At 69.1% G+C, this 17,866-nt stretch carries 17 protein-coding genes and 1 pseudogene; 6 read left to right on the top strand and 12 right to left on the bottom strand.

Translation table 11 applies throughout. The features are described from left to right. Nucleotides 1-100: 100 nt before the first annotated feature. On the bottom strand, nucleotides 101-1,786 hold the full coding sequence (locus ABZ348_RS04675) for a fumarate hydratase (protein ID WP_358929301.1): 1,686 nt from the start codon (nucleotides 1,784-1,786) through the stop codon (nucleotides 101-103). A 202-nt stretch (nucleotides 1,787-1,988) separates the two neighbouring features. Here ABZ348_RS04675 and ABZ348_RS04670 point away from each other — a divergent pair, with 202 nt between their 5' ends. Both ABZ348_RS04670 and ABZ348_RS04665 read left to right on the top strand, forming a co-directional pair. Further along, complete coding sequence (locus ABZ348_RS04670) at nucleotides 1,989-2,666, top strand: DUF1707 domain-containing protein (protein WP_358929299.1); 678 nt, start codon at nucleotides 1,989-1,991, stop codon at nucleotides 2,664-2,666. Nucleotides 2,667-2,829: 163 nt separating this feature from the next. Beyond that, a complete protein-coding gene (locus ABZ348_RS04665) occupies nucleotides 2,830-3,183 on the top strand; it encodes a WhiB family transcriptional regulator (protein WP_329022912.1) in 354 nt (117 codons plus the stop codon). Nucleotides 3,184-3,516: 333 nt separating this feature from the next. Here ABZ348_RS04665 and glpX read toward each other — a convergent pair whose 3' ends face one another. Next, complete coding sequence (gene glpX, locus ABZ348_RS04660; RefSeq protein ID WP_358929297.1) at nucleotides 3,517-4,548, bottom strand: class II fructose-bisphosphatase; 1,032 nt, start codon at nucleotides 4,546-4,548, stop codon at nucleotides 3,517-3,519. Nucleotides 4,549-4,663: 115 nt separating this feature from the next. Between glpX and ABZ348_RS04655 the strand changes: the two genes are divergently transcribed. After that, on the top strand, nucleotides 4,664-5,215 hold the full coding sequence (locus ABZ348_RS04655) for a DUF4245 domain-containing protein (protein WP_358929295.1): 552 nt from the start codon (nucleotides 4,664-4,666) through the stop codon (nucleotides 5,213-5,215). A 71-nt stretch (nucleotides 5,216-5,286) separates the two neighbouring features. On the opposite strand, the gene ABZ348_RS04650 is transcribed toward ABZ348_RS04655, so the two are convergent. The 4 genes from ABZ348_RS04650 to ABZ348_RS04635 form a co-directional block, all read right to left on the bottom strand. Then, nucleotides 5,287-5,877: a malonic semialdehyde reductase gene (locus ABZ348_RS04650; protein ID WP_358929293.1), complete on the bottom strand. Its 591-nt coding sequence runs from the start codon at nucleotides 5,875-5,877 to the stop codon at nucleotides 5,287-5,289. Nucleotides 5,878-6,013: 136 nt separating this feature from the next. Further along, complete coding sequence (locus ABZ348_RS04645; protein ID WP_358929291.1) at nucleotides 6,014-6,262, bottom strand: exodeoxyribonuclease VII small subunit; 249 nt, start codon at nucleotides 6,260-6,262, stop codon at nucleotides 6,014-6,016. Nucleotides 6,263-6,381: 119 nt separating this feature from the next. After that, a complete protein-coding gene (gene xseA, locus ABZ348_RS04640) occupies nucleotides 6,382-7,590 on the bottom strand; it encodes an exodeoxyribonuclease VII large subunit (protein ID WP_358929289.1) in 1,209 nt (402 codons plus the stop codon). Nucleotides 7,591-7,739: 149 nt separating this feature from the next. Continuing rightward, nucleotides 7,740-9,158: an APC family permease gene (locus ABZ348_RS04635; protein WP_358929287.1), complete on the bottom strand. Its 1,419-nt coding sequence runs from the start codon at nucleotides 9,156-9,158 to the stop codon at nucleotides 7,740-7,742. An 88-nt stretch (nucleotides 9,159-9,246) separates the two neighbouring features. On the opposite strand from ABZ348_RS04635, the gene ABZ348_RS04630 reads away from it, so the two are divergent. Further along, the gene (locus ABZ348_RS04630) at nucleotides 9,247-10,251 is read left to right on the top strand and encodes a 4-hydroxy-3-methylbut-2-enyl diphosphate reductase (protein ID WP_358929285.1); all 1,005 of its coding nucleotides are present in this window, start codon (nucleotides 9,247-9,249) and stop codon (nucleotides 10,249-10,251) included. 30 nt (nucleotides 10,252-10,281) lie between these two features. After that, nucleotides 10,282-11,022, top strand: a complete 741-nt coding sequence (gene ppgK / locus ABZ348_RS04625) for a polyphosphate--glucose phosphotransferase (protein WP_358929283.1) — start codon at nucleotides 10,282-10,284, stop codon at nucleotides 11,020-11,022. A gap of 95 nt (nucleotides 11,023-11,117) precedes the next feature. Here ppgK and ABZ348_RS04620 read toward each other — a convergent pair whose 3' ends face one another. Beyond that, complete coding sequence (locus tag ABZ348_RS04620) at nucleotides 11,118-11,714, bottom strand: DUF6542 domain-containing protein (protein ID WP_358929281.1); 597 nt, start codon at nucleotides 11,712-11,714, stop codon at nucleotides 11,118-11,120. Between the two features lie 226 nt (nucleotides 11,715-11,940). Here ABZ348_RS04620 and ychF point away from each other — a divergent pair, with 226 nt between their 5' ends. Continuing rightward, on the top strand, nucleotides 11,941-13,029 hold the full coding sequence (ychF, locus tag ABZ348_RS04615) for a redox-regulated ATPase YchF (RefSeq protein ID WP_358929279.1): 1,089 nt from the start codon (nucleotides 11,941-11,943) through the stop codon (nucleotides 13,027-13,029). A 152-nt stretch (nucleotides 13,030-13,181) separates the two neighbouring features. On the opposite strand, the pseudogene ABZ348_RS04610 reads toward ychF, so the two are convergent. The 5 genes and pseudogenes from ABZ348_RS04610 to ABZ348_RS04590 form a co-directional block, all read right to left on the bottom strand. Next, nucleotides 13,182-13,426, bottom strand: a pseudogene (locus ABZ348_RS04610) (type II toxin-antitoxin system RelE/ParE family toxin); the annotation flags it as partial. Continuing rightward, nucleotides 13,419-13,595, bottom strand: coding sequence for a type II toxin-antitoxin system prevent-host-death family antitoxin (locus ABZ348_RS04605; protein ID WP_358929277.1), 177 nt, complete (start codon nucleotides 13,593-13,595; stop codon nucleotides 13,419-13,421). The pseudogene ABZ348_RS04610 and the gene ABZ348_RS04605, both read right to left, overlap by 8 nt. A gap of 50 nt (nucleotides 13,596-13,645) precedes the next feature. Beyond that, nucleotides 13,646-15,016 (bottom strand): hypothetical protein, encoded by a 1,371-nt coding sequence (locus ABZ348_RS04600; RefSeq protein ID WP_358929275.1) that lies wholly within the window; start codon nucleotides 15,014-15,016, stop codon nucleotides 13,646-13,648. After that, a complete protein-coding gene (locus tag ABZ348_RS04595; RefSeq protein WP_358929273.1) occupies nucleotides 15,013-17,013 on the bottom strand; it encodes a hypothetical protein in 2,001 nt (666 codons plus the stop codon). The genes ABZ348_RS04600 and ABZ348_RS04595 overlap by 4 nt, the downstream gene beginning before the upstream one ends. Continuing rightward, nucleotides 17,010-17,804 (bottom strand): toll/interleukin-1 receptor domain-containing protein, encoded by a 795-nt coding sequence (locus ABZ348_RS04590; RefSeq protein ID WP_358929271.1) that lies wholly within the window; start codon nucleotides 17,802-17,804, stop codon nucleotides 17,010-17,012. Before ABZ348_RS04590 ends, ABZ348_RS04595 begins: the two co-directional genes overlap by 4 nt. Nucleotides 17,805-17,866: the final 62 nt, after the last annotated feature.

Below are 17,866 nucleotides of genomic sequence, written 5' to 3'. Positions count from 1 at the left end.
CCCGAGCGTCCGGCGGACCACGGCGACAGACCCGCGCACGCCCGCCGAACGCCAGGTGAGGTGCGGGGCCGCGCCCAGTGTGGGGGCGGCCCCGCCGGGGTCACAGACCCGGTCCGCGCACCGGGATGGAGGTGAAGGTCGGGGCCGGAGCCGGCTCGGTGAAGAAGTCGTTCCCCTTGTCGTCGACGACGATGAACGCCGGGAAGTCCTCCACCTCGATCCGCCACACGGCCTCCATGCCCAACTCCTCGTACTCGACGACCTCGACCTTCTTGATGCAGTCCTGTGCCAGCCGCGCCGCAGGTCCGCCGATGGACCCCAGGTAGAAGCCGCCGTGCGCGCCGCACGCCTCGGTGACCTGCCGGGAGCGGTTGCCCTTCGCCAGCATTACCTTCGAGCCGCCCGCGGCCTGGAACTGCTCCACGTACGAGTCCATCCGGCCCGCTGTCGTCGGCCCGAAGGAGCCCGACGCGTACCCCTCGGGGGTCTTCGCCGGTCCCGCGTAGTAGACCGGGTGGTCCTTCAGGTACTGCGGCATCTCCTCGCCCGCGTCCAGCCGCTCCTTGATCTTCGCGTGCGCGATGTCACGGGCGACCACCAGCGGTCCGGTGAGCGAGAGACGGGTCTTGACCGGGTACTTCGTCAGCTCGGCCAGCACATCGTCCATGGGGCGGTTGAGGTCGATGCGCACGACATCGCCGTCGGCGAGGTGGTCGTCGGTGGTGTCCGGCAGGAACCGCGCCGGATCGGTCTCCAACTGTTCCAGGAAGACGCCGTCGGCGGTGATCTTCGCCACCGCCTGCCGGTCCGCCGAACAGGACACCGCGATGGCGACGGGCAGTGAGGCCCCGTGCCGCGGGAGGCGGACGACCCGCACGTCGTGGCAGAAGTACTTGCCGCCGAACTGCGCCCCGATGCCGATCTTCTGCGTCAGCTCGAAGACCTTCTCCTCCAGCTCCTTGTCCCGGAAGCCGTGCCCGGCAGGGGAGCCCTCGGCCGGCAGTTCGTCCAGGTAGTGCGCGGAGGCGTACTTCGCCGTCTTGAGCGCGAACTCCGCCGACGTACCGCCGACGACGATCGCCAGGTGGTACGGGGGACACGCGGCCGTGCCCAACGAGCGGATCTTCTCCTCCAGGAACTTCATCATGGAGGTCTCGTTGAGGACGGCCTTGGTCTCCTGGTACAGGAAGGACTTGTTCGCCGAACCGCCGCCCTTGGCCATGAAGAGGAACTTGTACGCGCCGCCGTCGGTCGCGTACAGCTCGATCTGGGCCGGGAGGTTGGAGCCGGTGTTCTTCTCCTCCCACATGGTCAGCGGGGCCATCTGCGAGTAGCGCAGATTGAGCTTGGTGTACGCGTCGAAGACGCCGTGCGACAGCGCCTCTTCGTCCCGGCCCTCGGTGAGGACGTTCTGACCGCGCTTGCCCATCACGATCGCCGTACCGGTGTCCTGGCACATGGGGAGCACGCCGGCGGCGGCGATGTTGGCGTTCTTGAGGAGGTCCAGCGCGACGAACTTGTCGTTGGACGACGCCTCGGGGTCGTCCACGATCCGCCGCAGCTGCGCCAGGTGCGCCGGCCGCAGATAGTGTGAAATGTCGTGCATGGCCTCTGCGGCGAGCCGGCGCAGGGCCTCCGGCTCGACCTTGAGGAACGTCCGTCCGTCGGCCTCGAAGGTGGAGACGCCCTCGGCGGTCACCAGCCGATAGGACGTGGTGTCCTCTCCCAGGGGGAGCAGGTCGGTGTAGGCGAACGCCGGGCTGGATGGGCGGGGGACTAGAGACATTGCGGCCATTCCTCACTCGGCGGGCAGCGGCGCCGCCTCCATCGGCGGCGCGCCCTCCAGCGTAGAACGCTCTCCGACGCGGCCTCCGGTGAGGTAAGGCTCAGTGGAGAAGGTGCTGGCAGGACGCCCTTCCTCGGCCTTCGGACGGTGCCCCCCAGTCGCGACCTATCCGCGATCTATCGCGTTTCGCTACCCTTGCCCCGTGGACCTCGAAAAGCACCCCCAGAAGCCCGCCGTCCCAGCGGAGCGCGGCGCTGCCCCGAGCGCGCCCGGTGCGATCCGCGCGTCCGACGCGGATCGCGACCGCATCGCCGACATCCTCCGGGACGCCCTGGCCGAAGGCCGGTTGGACGCCGAGGAGCATTCCGAGCGGATCGACGCCGTCTATCGCGCGAAGACCGTCGGCGAACTCCAGCCGCTGGTGCAGGACCTGCCCGCCGTGCGCAAGGGCTCCGAGACGTCCGGGTACTCCTACGGGCCCGACGATCCGACGGGCGAGACGGAGAACCTGATCGCGGTGTTCTCCAGTTCCACCCGCAAGGGCCGCTGGCGGGTCGGCCGTCGCACCAATGCCTTCTCCCTGTTCGGCAGCGTGGAGATCGACCTCACCCAGGCGCTGTTCCAGCAGCGGGTGACAGTGATCAATGCAACATCGATTTTCGGCAATGTTGAAGTGCGCGTGCCCGAGAACATCACCTTGCGCGGCAACGGCAGCGGCATCTTCGGCAACTTCGAGGTGCGCGGTCTCGAAGCCGCGGACCCCGAGGCCCCGGTGGTCGTCGTCAACGGATACTCGGTCTTCGGCAATGTCGAGGCGAAGGCGAAGCGGGGACGCCGGGTCTCCGACCTCCAGCACCGCCTGAAGAAGTTCCTGGGCTAGGAACTTCTCGGGGGCAAGCCCCCTGGCTGGATTTCGGTCACGAACGGCTGTGCGGGGTTCCGCCGAGGTGGAACTCGATGCCACTCAGTGCATAGGCGTGCGCACAGCGGGTAGGGAGAGCTGCATCGTCTCTCGCTCGCGAAGCCGTCGTCAGGAGTAGACCGTGCTGCAACTGCCGTACCAGTCCTTGCAGGTGGCCGCTGTACCGCCTCAGCGTGCGCCCGCTCGGGAAGACCAGGACGGCCCCTGGCATGCGGAGGCGGTGTGCCGTCGGGACGAGGCCGGGCTGTTCTTCGCGCCGTCCAAGGAGCCAACGGCGGCACGGCTATCGCGTGAAGAAGCCGCGAAGCGGGTCTGCGGGCGCTGCCCGGTGATGGTCGAGTGTCGGGAACACGCACTGCTCCAGCCGGAGCCCTACGGAGTGTGGGGCGGACTCACGGCGGCTGAGCGGCGGGTGGTGCTCGCCCGGCGCAGGCGGCGGGACGTGGAGACCAAGAAGTCCCAGTCTGCGGCTTGAGCGGAGCGCGGGAGCGCCGGGCCCACGGTCGCCCGGACCCCGGGGACGGACGCTTCGCCGGCGAACACCCTGCGCTCGAACGTGCCCACCGGTGCTGCTGAGAGACCCGCGCCGGTGAGGGTCGTACGGGAGGCGGGTCGAGCGTGTCCGGCTCCGATGCGCGCCGCGAGGGTCTTCATCGGATCGCCGAGGTACGACGTTGGGCCTGCTCAGGGGCGCCCCGGACAGCCGCCAACGGCTCGGGGCACCCCTGTTCGCGGTGACACCGGCGGAATCGGCATCGAACCGGTGCCGTCCGAGGTGCGCGGTGGGAACTGCGGTGCGCGGTGAGAACTACTGCGCGCGGTCGAAGTCGATCTGGCTGTACGCGCGGAGCTTGGAGAGCCGGTGGGTGGAGTCGATCTGGCGGATCGTGCCCGACTTGGACCGCATGACGAGGGACTGCGTGGTGGCGGTCTCCGCGCGGTACCGCACCCCGCGTAGCAATTCGCCGTCCGTGATGCCGGTGGCGACGAAGAAGACGTTGTCACCGCTCACGAGGTCGTCCGTGCTGAGCACCCGGTCGAGGTCGTGGCCGGCGTCCAGGGCCTTCTGTCGTTCGGCCTCGTCCTTGGGCCAGAGCTTGCCCTGGATCGTGCCGCCGAGACACTTGATCGCACAGGCGGTGATGATGCCTTCCGGCGTACCGCCCACGCCCATGAGCATGTCGACGCCCGTACCCTCCCGTACGGCCATGATCGCGCCGGCGACGTCGCCGTCGGAGATGAACTTGATGCGTGCGCCGGTCTCCCGGATCTCCTTCACGATGCTCTCGTGGCGCGGACGGTCGAGGATGACGACCGTCACGTCCTCGGGCGATGACCGCTTCGCCTTGGCGACTCGGCGGATGTTCACCGACGCGGGGGCGTTGATGTCGACGAAGTCGGCGGCGTCCGGGCCGGTGACCAGCTTGTCCATGTAGAAGACCGCGGACGGGTCGAACATGGCGCCGCGGTCGGCCGCCGCGAGGACGGCGATGGCGTTCGGCATCCCCCTGGCGGTCAGGGTCGTACCGTCGATCGGGTCGACGGCGATGTCGCACTCGGCGCCGGTCCCGTCGCCGATGCGCTCGCCGTTGAAGAGCATCGGCGCTTCGTCCTTCTCACCTTCGCCGATGACGACGATGCCGTTCATCGAGACGGTGTGGACGAGGGTCCGCATGGCCTTGACGGCCGCACCGTCCGCGCCGTTCTTGTCGCCGCGCCCGACCCATCGGCCCGCGGCCATGGCTGCGGCCTCGGTGACCCTGACCAGCTCCAGGGCGAGGTTGCGATCGGGGGCCTCGGGCGAGACCTCCAGCTGGGACGGCAGATTGTGCTCGGTCATCGGAGCGCACCTTTCTGTACGACGACGGCCGGAATAGAGGGTGATGTGACTCTATCCGTAGGCCGACAAAATGAGCAGAGGGGCCCACGTTTGAGCGCGCACCACGGATGCGACGATGGTGTGCGTGGCAGGTATGCGAGGCAAGCAGACGGTTCGGGACATGGTGCTCTCGATGGTGGTCATCGGGGCCGTCGTCGGTGTGACGTACATCTTCATCCCCCGTGACGATACGAAGGACCCGGTCAAGCGGGTCGACTACACGATCGAGTTGGTGACCGCCCAGCGGGCGGCCCCCTACCCGGTGGTCGCGCCCCAGGGCCTGTCGAAGGAGTGGAAGCCCACTTCGGTGACCTATGACCGGAGCGACTCCAACGCCTGGCACCTCGGATTCCTGGACCCGAAGCGCGAGTACGTCGCCGTGGAGCAGTCGACCGCGCCGTTCGACAAGTACGTCGGACGGGTCACCCACCGGGCCCAGGACACCGGCGAGACCCGGCAGGTCAAGGGCGAGAGCTGGCAGATCTGGGAGGGGCCCAAGTACGACGCCCTGGTCCGGGAGCACCAGGGGGCGACGACCGTGGTCACCGGTACCGCCCCGCTCGACCGGCTCGCCGAGATGGCGGCCGCGCTCAAGACGAAGGACGCCAAAGCCGCGGGCGCTGCCTGACCGCCCCCTACATACGAGAGGACCGCCGCGCCCGTAAGGGGTGCGGCGGTCCTCGTGTGTTCGGGGTGCGGTCAGACCGTGGTGACCACGTCGTCGTACGCAAGTCGCGGCGAGCGCGGGAAGGCGGCGTCCTCGCCGGGCTTGCCGATGTTGACGATCATGAGCGGGGTGTGGTCCTCGTCCAGGAACTCGTTCCGGACCCCGGAGAAGTCGAAGCCGGTCATCGGGCCCGCGGCCAGACCTGCCGCGCGGACGCCGACGATGAAGTACGCGGCCTGGAGCGCGGCATTGAGGCTGGCCGCCTCCTCGCGCACCGGGCGCTCGGCGAAGAACACGTCCTTGGCCTGCGGGAAGTGCGGCAGCAGGGACGGGAGCTCCTCGTGGAACTCGTTGTCGGCGGCGAGGATCGCCACGAGCGGAGCAGTACCGGTCTTGGCCTGGTTGCCCTCCCACATGTGGGGGACCAGGCGCTCACGGGCCTCCGCTGAGCGGACCAGGACCACCCGCAGGGGGTTCTGGTTGAAAGCGGTCGGGCCGAACTTGACCAGGTCGTAGATCGCCTGGACCTGCTCATCGGTCACCGGCTCGTCGGTGAAGGTGTTGGCAGTGCGTGCCTCGCGGAAGAGGAGGTCCTGGGCGGTGGGGTCAAGGACGATGCTCATGCTCGGAGTGCCTTTCGGTGCTCGTGGGGGTGTACGACGGCACAACGGTAGCCGAGTGTATTAAATTTCAACTAATTAGCCCGTTGTGACGACCCTCACCGGCGCCAGCCGGCCCGCACGCTCCTCACCAGCGGTTTTAGTCGACCTCTTCGGTGGCGGACCCCTCGCCTTCACCCGCCTCGGGACCCGCCAGCGCGGCGTCCAGCCGGGCGCGGGCACCCTCCAACCAACGACGGCAGACCTTGGCCAGCTCCTCACCCCGCTCCCAGAGCGCCAACGACTCCTCCAGGGTCGTGCCCCCCGCCTCCAGCCGGCGCACCACCTCGATCAACTCGTCCCGCGCCTGCTCGTAGCCGAGCGCCGCCCCGTCCGTCTTCGCCGCCATGCCAACCACCCTAAAGATCCCGGACACGAGGTCCTGTTCCACCGTCTATGCGAGCCCGTCGCCCGCATCGGCCCTGCTCACCGCGGGGGCTCCACCTCAAGGGCGCCGCCCCCGGGCCCTCACTCCGCCACCCGCACCACGAACTCGCCCTCCGCGACCCGAGCACGCAACTCATCCCCGGCGGCCACCTCGCCCGGCGCGCGCACCACCGCACCATCCGTACGCTGAAGGACCGCATACCCCCGCTCCAGCGTGGCCGCCGGAGACAGCGAGACCACCCGGGCGCGGGTGTGAGAGAGCTCGGAGTCCGCACGGTCCAGGAGGTGGCCGAGCACGCGCCGACTGCGCGCCACCAGCGCATCCACCTCGGCCTCCCGCTCGTCCACCATCCGGTGCGGACGCTCCATGGCCGGCCGCCCCAGTGCATGGGCCAAACCGCGCTCCTCGCGCTCCAACAACCCGCGGACCGTCCGGAGCGCCCGGTCCCGCAACTGGCGCACCCGCTGCAACTCCTCACCCACGTCGGGCACCACCTTCTTGGCGGCGTCCGTCGGTGTGGAGGCCCGCAGGTCGGCGACCAGATCCAGCAGCGGCGAGTCCGGCTCGTGCCCGATCGCGGACACCACCGGTGTACGACAGGCGAAGACCGCCCGCACCAACTGCTCGTCCGAGAACGGGAGCAGGTCCTCCACGCTCCCGCCGCCGCGCGCCACGATGATCACGTCCACCGCGGGATCCCCGTCCAGCTCCTGGACCGCCTCGATCACCTGGGTGACGGCATGGATCCCCTGCACGGCCACATTGCGCACCTCGAACCGAACGGCCGGCCAGCGCCGCCGGGCGTTCTCCAGGACATCGCGCTCGGCCGCCGACGCCCGCCCGCACACCAACCCCACCCGATGGGGGAGGAACGGCAACGCCTGCTTCCGGTCCGCGGCGAACAGCCCCTCCGCACCCAGCGCCCGTTTCAGCTGCTCCAACCGGGCCAGCAGTTCCCCGATGCCGACGGGCTTGATCTCCACCGCCCGCAACGACAGCTGCCCCCGCGGCGCGTACCACTCGGGCTTGGCGTGCACCACGACCCGCGCACCCTCGGAGACGATGTCGGCCACCGCGTCGAAGACCTGCCGGTAGCAGGTGACGGCCACGGAGATGTCGTACGACGGGTCCCGCAGGGTCATGAAGACGACCCCCTGCCCCGGGCGCCGAGAGAGCTGGGTGATCTGCCCCTCGACCCAGACCGCGCCCAGCCGGTCGATCCACCCGCCGATGAGCCGGGACACCTCGCCGACGGGGAGGGGGGCCTCGGGAGATGTGTTCAAAGCCATGCGAACGAGCGTATCGGCCCCCTCCGACAACGCCCCCGCCTCGGCCGGTCCCCGTGCCCGTGCGCCGGCCTTCGGCTCTCAGATGCGTGCTGCCCGGATACCGGTACAGGCTCCCCAGGCCCGTGCCGCTTGTGCGCCGGCCCGGTCCCTCAGCCGCGTGCTGCCCGGACCGTGCGCACTCCCAGCACCGCCAGCCCCACGGCCAACCACACCGCACCCACCACCTGTGCAGATCCAGCCGCCCTCGCCATCACCGCGATCAGGATCGCCGCCCCCACCAGCGGCACCACCAGATGCCGGCCCCATGCGATCCGCCCCGTCCGCCCACCGCCCCGCTGCACCACGAACCAGCCCACCACGCTCGCGTGCAACAACACGAAGGCCGTCAGCGCCCCGATGTCCACCACCGACACCAGGTGGTCCAGGCCGTCGTCCCGACGCGCCGCCCAGACCGCGGCCACCAGCGTCACCACCGCAGCCAGCAGCAACGCCACCCGCGGCACACCCCCACCCGTACGCGCCAGGCCCCGGGGCAAACGGCGATCACGCGCCATCGCGAACAGCAGCCGCCCCGCAGCCGCCTGTCCGGCCAGCGCCGCGAAGGCGGCCCCGATCGCCTTGCTCAGGGCGATCAGATCATGCAGCCAGGTCCCCACCGACGCGTCCACCGCCCCGTAGAACGCCGCCCCCTGCTTCGCCGGGTCCGCCGCCAGTTCGGCGGACGACACCGGCTGCAACAGCGCCGCCAGATACGTCTGCACGATGAACAGCACCCCCGCGAGCACCAGACAGAACAACACCGCCCGGGCCACCTTCCGCGATCCGCCCGTCACTTCCTCGGCGAAGGACACGATCGCGTCGAACCCCAGATAGGACAGCACCGCCACCGACACCGCACCCAACACCGCCGCCAGGGAGAAGTTCCCGTCCCCGGTGAAGGGTGACCACCAGTCGCGCTGGGCCCCGTCGCGGGCGAGCACCACCACCGCCGACACGACGAACACCACCAGCACGACGATCTCCATCGCGAGCACCGCGAACCCCACCCGCGCAGCCGCCCGCACCCCCCAGAGGTTCAGCAGCGTGGTCACCACCACCGCGATCAGCGTCCACACCCACCGGTCCACACCCGGGACGAGGGCCTCCATCGCGATCCCCGAGAACAGATAGGCGACCGCCGGAATCAGCAGGTAGTCGAGCATCATCATCCAGCCGGCGATGAAGCCGGCGGAGTCGCTGAGGCCCTTGCGCGCGTACGTGTAGACCGACCCGGCCCGCGGAGCGACCCGCACCATCTGTGCGTAACTCACCGCGGTGAAGGCCATCGCGACCGTGGCGACGACGTAGACCAGTGCCACGGCGCCGTGTGAGCGGGCGTCCAGCGTGCCGAACACGCCGACGGGCGCCATGGGGGCGATGAACAGCAGCCCGTAGACGACGAGGTCGCGAAAACCCAGGGTGCGCCGCAGTTCACCGCTGTCAGGGCCCTGCGCGGAGGAGCCTTCCGGCCCTTCCGCACCCTCGCCCTGGCTCCCCCCACCAGCCGCCGAGACTCCCGCCGTGCCCATCCGGCCCTCCGTCCGTCACCCGTCCGCACACCAGTCTCGGCCCGGGAGGTGATCTTCCGCCTCTTCTGGGCGGCCTTACGATGGGTCCATGACTGCTACGCCTCCTGTCCGCCGCGTCCTGCTCGCCGCGCCCCGTGGCTACTGCGCGGGAGTGGATCGTGCCGTGATCGCCGTCGAGAAGGCCCTTGAGCAGTACGGCTCACCGATCTACGTCCGTCACGAGATCGTCCACAACAAGTACGTCGTCCAGACCCTGGAGAAGAAGGGCGCCATCTTCGTCGACAAGACGGCAGAGGTCCCCGAGGGCTCCATCGTGATGTTCTCGGCGCACGGGGTCGCCCCCGTCGTCCACGACGAGGCCGCCAGCCGCCAGCTCGCGACCATCGACGCCACCTGCCCCCTGGTCACCAAGGTGCACAAGGAAGCCGTCCGGTTCGCCCAGGAGGACTACGACATCCTCCTCATCGGCCACGAGGGCCACGAAGAGGTCATCGGCACCTCCGGCGAGGCCCCGGACCACATCACGCTCGTCGACGGCCCCGACGACGTCGACAAGGTCGAGGTCCGCGACGAGTCGAAGGTGGTGTGGCTCTCCCAGACCACGCTCTCGGTCGACGAGACGATGGAGACCGTCGACCGGCTGAAGGAGAAGTTCCCCCAGCTGATCTCGCCTCCCAGCGACGACATCTGCTACGCCACCCAGAACCGTCAGATCGCCGTCAAGCAGATGGGCGCCGAAGCGGACCTGGTGATCGTGGTCGGCTCCAAGAACTCCTCGAACTCCGTACGACTGGTCGAGGTCGCCCTCGGCGCGGGCGCCTCAGACGCCCATCTGGTCGACTTCGCCGAGGAGATCGACGAGGCATGGCTCGAAGGGGTCTCCACCGTCGGCGTCACGTCCGGGGCGTCCGTTCCCGACATCCTGGTCGAAGGCGTACTGGAGTGGCTCACCCAGCGCGGCTACGAGGACGTCGAACTGGTCAAGGCGGCCGAGGAGTCGATCACCTTCTCGCTGCCGAAGGAACTGCGCCGCGATCTGCGCTCCGAGGCCGCCGAGCTGGTCGCCCGGGCATCCGCGCGCTCTGGCGAGTGACAGTGCGGAGCTGCCCTTACCGTGGGGTCCATGAACGTGTTCGGAGTGGACATCGGTGGATCGGGAATCAAGGGCGCTCCCGTAGATCTTGAGCGCGGCGACTTGGCGGAGGAACGCCACAAGGTGCTCACACCGCACCCGGCGACGCCGGACGCAGTGGCGGACGGCGTCGCCGAAGTGGTGCGGCACTTCGATTGGTCGGGCCCGGTGGGCATCACCTTTCCCGGAGTGGTCACGGGCGGAGTGACGCGCACGGCGGCCAACGTCGACAAGGGCTGGATCGACAAGGACGCGGCGAAGCTGCTCAGCGAGCGGCTCCAGGGTGCTCCCGTCACCCTGCTGAACGACGCGGACGCCGCGGGCATCGCAGAGATGACCTTCGGCGCCGGTCGGGGCCGCACGGGCACGGTGATGGTCCTGACCCTCGGGACCGGCATCGGCAGTGCCGTCTTCACCAACGGGCACCTGCTCCCCAACACCGAACTGGGGCACCTCGAACTGCACGGCCGCGACGCCGAGACGCACGCCTCCACCAAGGCGAAGGAGGACGAGGACCTCAGCTGGCACCACTGGGCCCGTCGGGTGCAGAAGTACCTCGCCCACGTGGAGATGCTGTTCTCGCCCGAGCTCTTCATCCTGGGCGGTGGAGTGAGCCGGAAGGCGGACAAGTTCGTGCCGCTGATCGAGGGAATCCGAGCGGAGATCGTCCCCGCGGAGCTCAAGAACAACGCGGGCATCGTCGGCGCCGCCATGGCGACGAAGAGCCGCTAGGACCCTGTCGTACGGATCGTGCCGGGCCCGGACGGACCGGGCCCGGACCGGGCCGGACGACAGCCCAGTCCTCCACCCACGGCCCGGTACGCGCCTCAGTGCACGTGCGGCCGGTGAGCGGGAGGCGGGGTGCCCGGGCGGACCTTGCGCCGACGCCGGCCCATCGCCCGTACCTTCCGTACGCAGGTGATCACGCCGGCCACCAGGGTGCCGCCGTACAACCACCCGGCGTGGACGGCGAGCGAGGTGACGACGGCCATGATCTGGCCGCCGATGCCTCCCTCCCCGCCGGAGATGGGCACCACTCCGACGGCGAACGCGATGGGCACCCCGATGGGTGCCGTGACCAGGTCCGCCTCCCGCACCCAGAGGGCCGTCAGCGCGCAGACGGGCAGATAGAGCACCCCGAACACCGTGGCCGAGCCGTCGAAGAACAGCCAGTCGAGTGCGCCGATCACCAGCATCGTGACGATGGCGAACAGACCGGCGCCCAGCCCGGTCAGCCGCGGTGCCGGCAATCGGCGCAGGGCGACGACCAGGGCGGATTCGGGCCGGACCGGTGCCGCTGGTCGAAGCCCGTACACGGCGGGCGCATCGGCCAGGGCGCTCTGCGGTGAGAGGGGTCCCTGCGGCGTCAAAGGGGGCTGCGGCCGTTGCCGGCGCTGGGGGTTACTCGTCCTGTGCTGCTCCACGCCCCCAACGTAGGTTGCGAGCGGGCCGGAAGTCGGCACGGGACACGCACTTTGGATGACCTTGGCGAAGAGTTCGACTCCCCGCCGCACCGAGCGGCGTACGATCCCGTCCTCGCCGGCTCCGACCCGCCCGTAAACTGGGTGGTCGGTCCCCGTCCGGACCGACCGGGATCGCCCAGCACCGGGGCGGTCCCCACCCAGCATCCTCACTCAGGAAGTCGCCAACGTGTCGCTCACGATCGGAATCGTCGGCCTGCCGAATGTCGGTAAGTCGACCCTTTTCAACGCCCTGACCAAGAACGACGTGCTGGCGGCCAACTACCCGTTCGCCACGATCGAGCCGAACGTGGGTGTGGTCGGAGTTCCCGACGACCGACTGGCGAAGCTGGCGGAGATCTTCGGCTCCCAGCGGATCCTGCCGGCGACGGTCGACTTCGTCGACATCGCGGGCATCGTCCGCGGCGCGAGCGAGGGCGAGGGGCTCGGCAACAAGTTCCTCGCGAACATCCGTGAGTCCGATGCGATCTGCCAGGTCATCCGCGCCTTCAAGGATGACAACGTGGTGCACGTCGACGGCAAGGTCTCGCCGAAGGACGACATCGAGACCATCAACACCGAGCTGATCCTCGCCGACCTCCAGTCGGTCGAGAAGGCCGTGCCGCGGCTGACGAAGGAATCCCGCCTCCAGAAGGACAAGGTGGCGGTCCTCGCCGCGGTCGAGGCCGCCCAGAAGATCTTGGAGTCGGGCCAGACGCTGTTCTCGGCCGGCATCACCAAGGGCACCGAGCAGGGCGACCTGCTGCACGAACTACACCTGCTGACGACGAAGCCCTTCCTCTACGTCTTCAACGTGGACGAGGATGAGCTCGTCGACGAGGACTTCAAGGACGAGCAGCGCGCGCTGGTCGCCCCGGCCGAGGCGATCTTCCTCAACGCCAAGATCGAGTCCGAGCTGATCGAACTGGACGACGAGGAGTCGCTTGAGCTCCTCCAGTCCATGGGCCAGGAAGAGCCGGGCCTCGCCACCCTCAGCCGGGTCGGCTTCGACACCCTGGGCCTCCAGACCTATCTGACGGCAGGCCCGAAGGAAACCCGCGCCTGGACGATCAAGAAGGGCGCCACGGCCCCGGAGGCGGCCGGTGTGATCCACACCGACTTCCAGAAGGGCTTCATCAAGGCCGAGGTCATCTCCTTCGACGACCTGATCGCCACGGGCTCGGTGGCGGAGGCCCGCGCCAAGGGGAAGGCGCGGATGGAGGGCAAGGAGTATGTGATGCAGGACGGGGACGTGGTGGAGTTCAGGTTCAACGTGTAGTCGTGCACTTACTGCATGTTAGGTCTTGAGTCAAACGTGCACGTCGGAAGGGGTCGGGCTCTGTTGAGTCCGCCCCCTTCGTCGTCGCCGTGCTGGCTGGGTGCTGGATATTCTGACGTGTGGTCAGCGGTGGTCAGGTGTCGTGAACTGGCGGACCGGTGCCCCACGTGAACGACCCAGACCACCAGTTCCCCGTTGTCGATCGCGTAGGCGACGCGGTAGTCGCCGACCCGTAGCCGTCGGCGGTCTGCTGGGACACGAGTGCGATGGTGTTGAAGCCGAGCGAATCGCTTTCCAGCTCGGTCAGCTTGGCCAGGATGCGCAGCGCCATCTCGCGCGGGATCTTCCGGAGCCCGGCCTGCGCCTCGGGGCAGAAGACGGTTCGGTACTCACTCACCGCGCGCCAGCGTCTCCCTCATGATGTCCTCGATCGGGATGCCGGGTGCCCGGTTGGCCATGCGCTCGTCGATGATGCGGTTGATCTCGCGCTCTTCCCACTCCTGATACTTGCGCAGCACCTCGATGGAGACGACGGCGGCGACTTCCTTGCCGCGGAGCGTGATCACCCGTGGTGTGCGGTGGAGGGGAGCTTCGGAGCCCCGACTCGCCTACCGGATCAGCTCCCGTCCTCGTCGTCCTCCTCCTCGTCCTGTGGCTGAGGTGTCGTGGGTCGGTGCGGGCTGTGTGAGGTGTCCCAGAAGTACGGGGGTGTCCTCTCGTCCTCGCTCGTCTCCCCCCAGCCTTGGTTCCGGACGTCCGGGCCGCTCTCGGCCGACCCGGGAGTGAAGGTGCCCGTTCCCGTGTCGGCAGTCGGGTCCTCGGCATCCGCCGCCTCGGTGAACGCTGGATCCTCGGGAGCTGGGTAAGGCGGTGACCAGGGCTCCTCGGCGTTCCCCGCGGATGAAGGCCCATCCTCCTGCCCCGCGTCCCAGCCCCCGTCGTGCGCCCCGAGCAGGGTCTGCCTGATCTCCTCGGCGGCCTCGTCCAGTCCGGCCATGTGCAGGCTCCGCACCACACGGTGCACGAACGCTGTGCACTCGTCCGTGTCCGGCTTCAGGCCCAGCGCCGTCAGCAGGAGGAGCAACCGATCCGAAACCCCCACTTCCTCCTCCCGGTTGAACGCCCCTCCTCCCTGGCCGTGCCCGTCCCACAGCGGTCCTCCGACCGCCGCTCCGCTCCGCGCATCGACGGGCGGGACGAGCAGATGGCGGAAGAGCTCGGGCACCTCGTCGTCATTGGCTGCCGCTGCGACCTGGGCGAGTGGGCCGATCATGTCGACCGCCTTCTCGATCTCGTTCTCGTGACGGGCCAGCCACCACACCACGGCGCTGCCCGCGCTCTTGAGCACGTCGTCACCGAGATAGCGGCGCTTGTTGCGCTCGTGCTCGCGTTCGTACTCCCAGATCTCCTCGTCCTTGCGGAGGTCGTTCAACTTCCGCAAACGCTCACGGTCGGCGGGGGCGAGGGTCAGCGTCACATCGGTCGCCATGGCCTGCACTCGTCCGCCCGGGTCCGGGATCGGGACGCCCAGCTCGCCCTCCAGGAGATACTGCGCGAAGCTCGCCCGGCCGGGCTCCTCCCGGCGGACGACCTCCACGGCGCGGTTGACGACCGAGGCCACGGCGAGGGCCCGGGAGGCACCGTCCGACCGGTCGGCGTGGTGTGAGGTCGGCCGCCACCGCACGGTGGCGGAGAACAGGAAGTCGTAGCCGTCCGTTGCGCTCAGCAGCGCCGCGTCGGTCACCCGGGTCTCCTGGTACGGCTGCTCCGTCGGTGCTGCGAGAGGTTCGGGTTCCGCGGGCCCGTACGGGTCGGCCGGTGCGCGGCCCCTGGTGGAGACCGTCATCACGAGCAGCAGGGAGCCCGAGGCCGTGACCGCGGACATAAAGCCCCACAGCAACACCGACCAGTCCAGGATGTTTCCGAGAACCGTGGGTGTGAGGCCGCAGAGGGCGACGAACAGCAGGTTGGGAATGCGGTGTTTCATCGTTCCTCTTCCGTGGTCGGTGGTTCGGCGCCCGCATGTTCCGTACTCTCCGTGCGGGCGTACTGGGCCTGGTCGATGTACTGCCAGAAGAGGGTGGCGACAGCCGCTCGGGAAGGGTGGCGCGCCGGCCCTGCCCAGTCGCAGGCGATGGCGTAGAGGCGGTGGAGAGTCGCCGTGCCGCCGTGTGTCGCCCCGACCATCACCTCCAGCGCGATCTTCTGCGTGTTGTCGCCCGCCACGGAGTTCAGCCAGCTGCTCACCAGCGGGGTCCAAAGCTCCGTCGGCGGCTGGGCGAAGACCGTCTTCCAGCCCAGGAACAGGTCCGGCCACTGTGGCGGGTCCGGTGCCCGGTCGCTTCTCAAGAGCTCCGTGAGCAGACGGAGATGGGGTTCCGCCCCGCGCGGCCCTCGACGCGTCCGGTCCCGCAAGCGGTCGATCAGCAGCCGGTAGAGCCGACGGTCGCGGCCGACGAGGTCGAGAAGTGCCTCCCGGGCCTCGCCCGCCGCCTCCCCTTTTCGTACGGCGAGGTGGTGGAGCCGGACGACCGCCTGGTCCGGATGCGTCCTGCCGAGGTTCTGGGCGCAGGCGCTGGCCAGGACACGGGCGAGACCGTCCGACAAGTGGCCGGACGTCACGCAGTCGTACATCCGCTTGCGGAACCATCCCCCGAACCTCTGGTGGTTGAGGCCGATTTCGAGGGCCGCCACGGCTCGCGGGTCACGAGACGCCGCGGTCGTGCTGTTTGCCCAGCGGGTCGCGAGGTTGAAGAGGTGGTCGGGCCGCCCGACGGCCAGCGACTGCTCGCCAAAGCGGACGACGACGTTCACCCGGTCATCGGTGGTCAGAGTACGCAGATCGGCGGCATGACCGATCCAGTCCCTGAGGTCGTCGCGCACCCCGGGGAAGTTCGCCCAGAAGTAGGTTCGCACTGCGTCGGCGTAGGCCAGGCGCTCGAAGCGGAGCCGTCCATCCGGATCCCGCTCGATCCCGAGCGCAGTCAATCGCTCCCCAAAATCCGTCTGGGCAAGCTCCGTCGTCGGCTCTCCCCGGTGCCTCACCGTCCTCATCAGGCCGTGCCACACCTCGTAGACGGCATCGGCGCGGGCTTCCTCGAACACTGCCGTCGCGAGAAGCAGGGCCCGTTCGGGTGCGGTGCGGACCGTGGCCATCTGTCGGCCCACCTCACCGGCTCGGTCGGTCACCGCGTGCATCGCCTGGTCGAGCCATCCGGCGAAGTCGCCGCCGAACCGCCCGCTGTCGCGAGCGGCCCTCACCAGCCCTGCGAGCCCTGCCAGTTCCCGCATGGGGGAGCGGTCGCAGAGGCGCTGAAGGTCGGCGTTCTCCAGATCCGTGGGGCTGAGAGCCATCCGGTCCATGCGGAGGTGTCCGGTGACGACGGCGACGCCCCGGGGGCGCCCCAGCGTCACCGTGTGTGGTTCGAGGTCCGACGCGTGGACGGGTTTCATGCCCCAAGGCAGAACGACGACCATGTGTGCCCCGGCCTCCTGGACCTGTGACCGGTACACGGCCAGGCGGCCCTGATCCTTGACGTACACCTCCTCGTCGACGATCCCCGAGAGGTCGAAGAGGAAGCGATCCCCCTCACCCGGGGCGAGACGTCTGTCGTCCGTGCCCTCCTGCCGGTCCGAGGCGAGAAGCTCCTCGAACCGGACCCCTTCCTCGTCGACTCCCCCTTCCTCATGGAGCCTGTGCAGCAGCATGATCGCCGCGGCGCGCCGGCCGCTGCCCGGCGCAGCGTCCAGCAGCACCACCGATCCGGGCTTCTCCAGGCGGTCGGCGGCGACGCGGTAGCCCATCGGTGCAGTGAACCGGTCGGCGAGCCGCATCCGGTCCTCACGGGCGATCCGAAGCGATTCGACCCCTCTGCGAATCATCCACTCCGCCGCGCTGCGGCCGTAGAAGTTGTACTGGTGGCCCTCGCCGTTGTTCACCGGACCGTGCGGATCATTGACGGTGACGCGGTCCTGTTCGGTCATCCTTCGTCGTCCGAGCGTCGGCGCTCGCGCTCGAAACGCTGGTGCACCGTTCCGCTGTTGTCGCCCGCCGTGAACTGGACCCCGGTGTTGTCGCCCTCGAAGTGGGGTGCGTTGTACTGGCGTCCCGAACCGGTGTTCACGGGCCCCTGCGGCTCGTTGACGAAGGTGCCGGACAGGTCTCCGTTGAGGTTTCCGATGCTGCCGCGCATGTGCTGCTCGACGGCATGTGTCCGCATCCTGGTGTGCTCGGTGCGCTGGATCGACTTCGTACGGGGCTTCGCCGCCGCCCGCTCCCGCGCTGCACGGGCGTCGTGGTCCACCGTGCTCAAGTCGGGCAGAAGACGGGCGAGGTCGTCGCCGAGCGCCGTCAGGTCCGTCCGGTGGTTGCGGTGGTCGAACCGCTTGTACTGGCAGTCCGCCAGCTCCCGCAGGTCGTCCGGGAGGATGGCGCTGTCGATCCGTGTGGCCCGTCCAACGAGTACGGGGATCACCAGGATCCCGCGGTCGAGCGCGGTCTGGATCTCCCGACGGGTCCAGTCCTGCTCTGCTTCAAGGGCGGGGCGGCCATCGGCCCCCCGTACCTCCGTCCAGCGCGGGCCGATCACGGCGAGGAGCGCCTCGCACTCGTTCATCGCCTTGTCCAGTTCCTTTGGGAAGCGGTGCCCGATTTTGATCGAGCTGCTTGCGAAGAAGATCCGATCGTCGCCGAAGCGCCGGCTCAGCTCTCCGGCGATCATGGTCGCGGCGGATTCCTCGTCGCCTGTGCGGTAGTTGACGAAGACGTCATTCATGTACGGGTCCCTTCGGGAGAGTGCGCATGGATATGAGCGCGGAGGTCGGGAACCAGGGCTCC

This window comes from Streptomyces sp. NPDC005963 (assembly GCF_040638655.1).
GTDB lineage: Bacteria > Actinomycetota > Actinomycetes > Streptomycetales > Streptomycetaceae > Streptomyces.
Note: the sequence above shows the minus strand (reverse complement) of the source record. Positions and strands in the feature narration are given on the sequence as shown.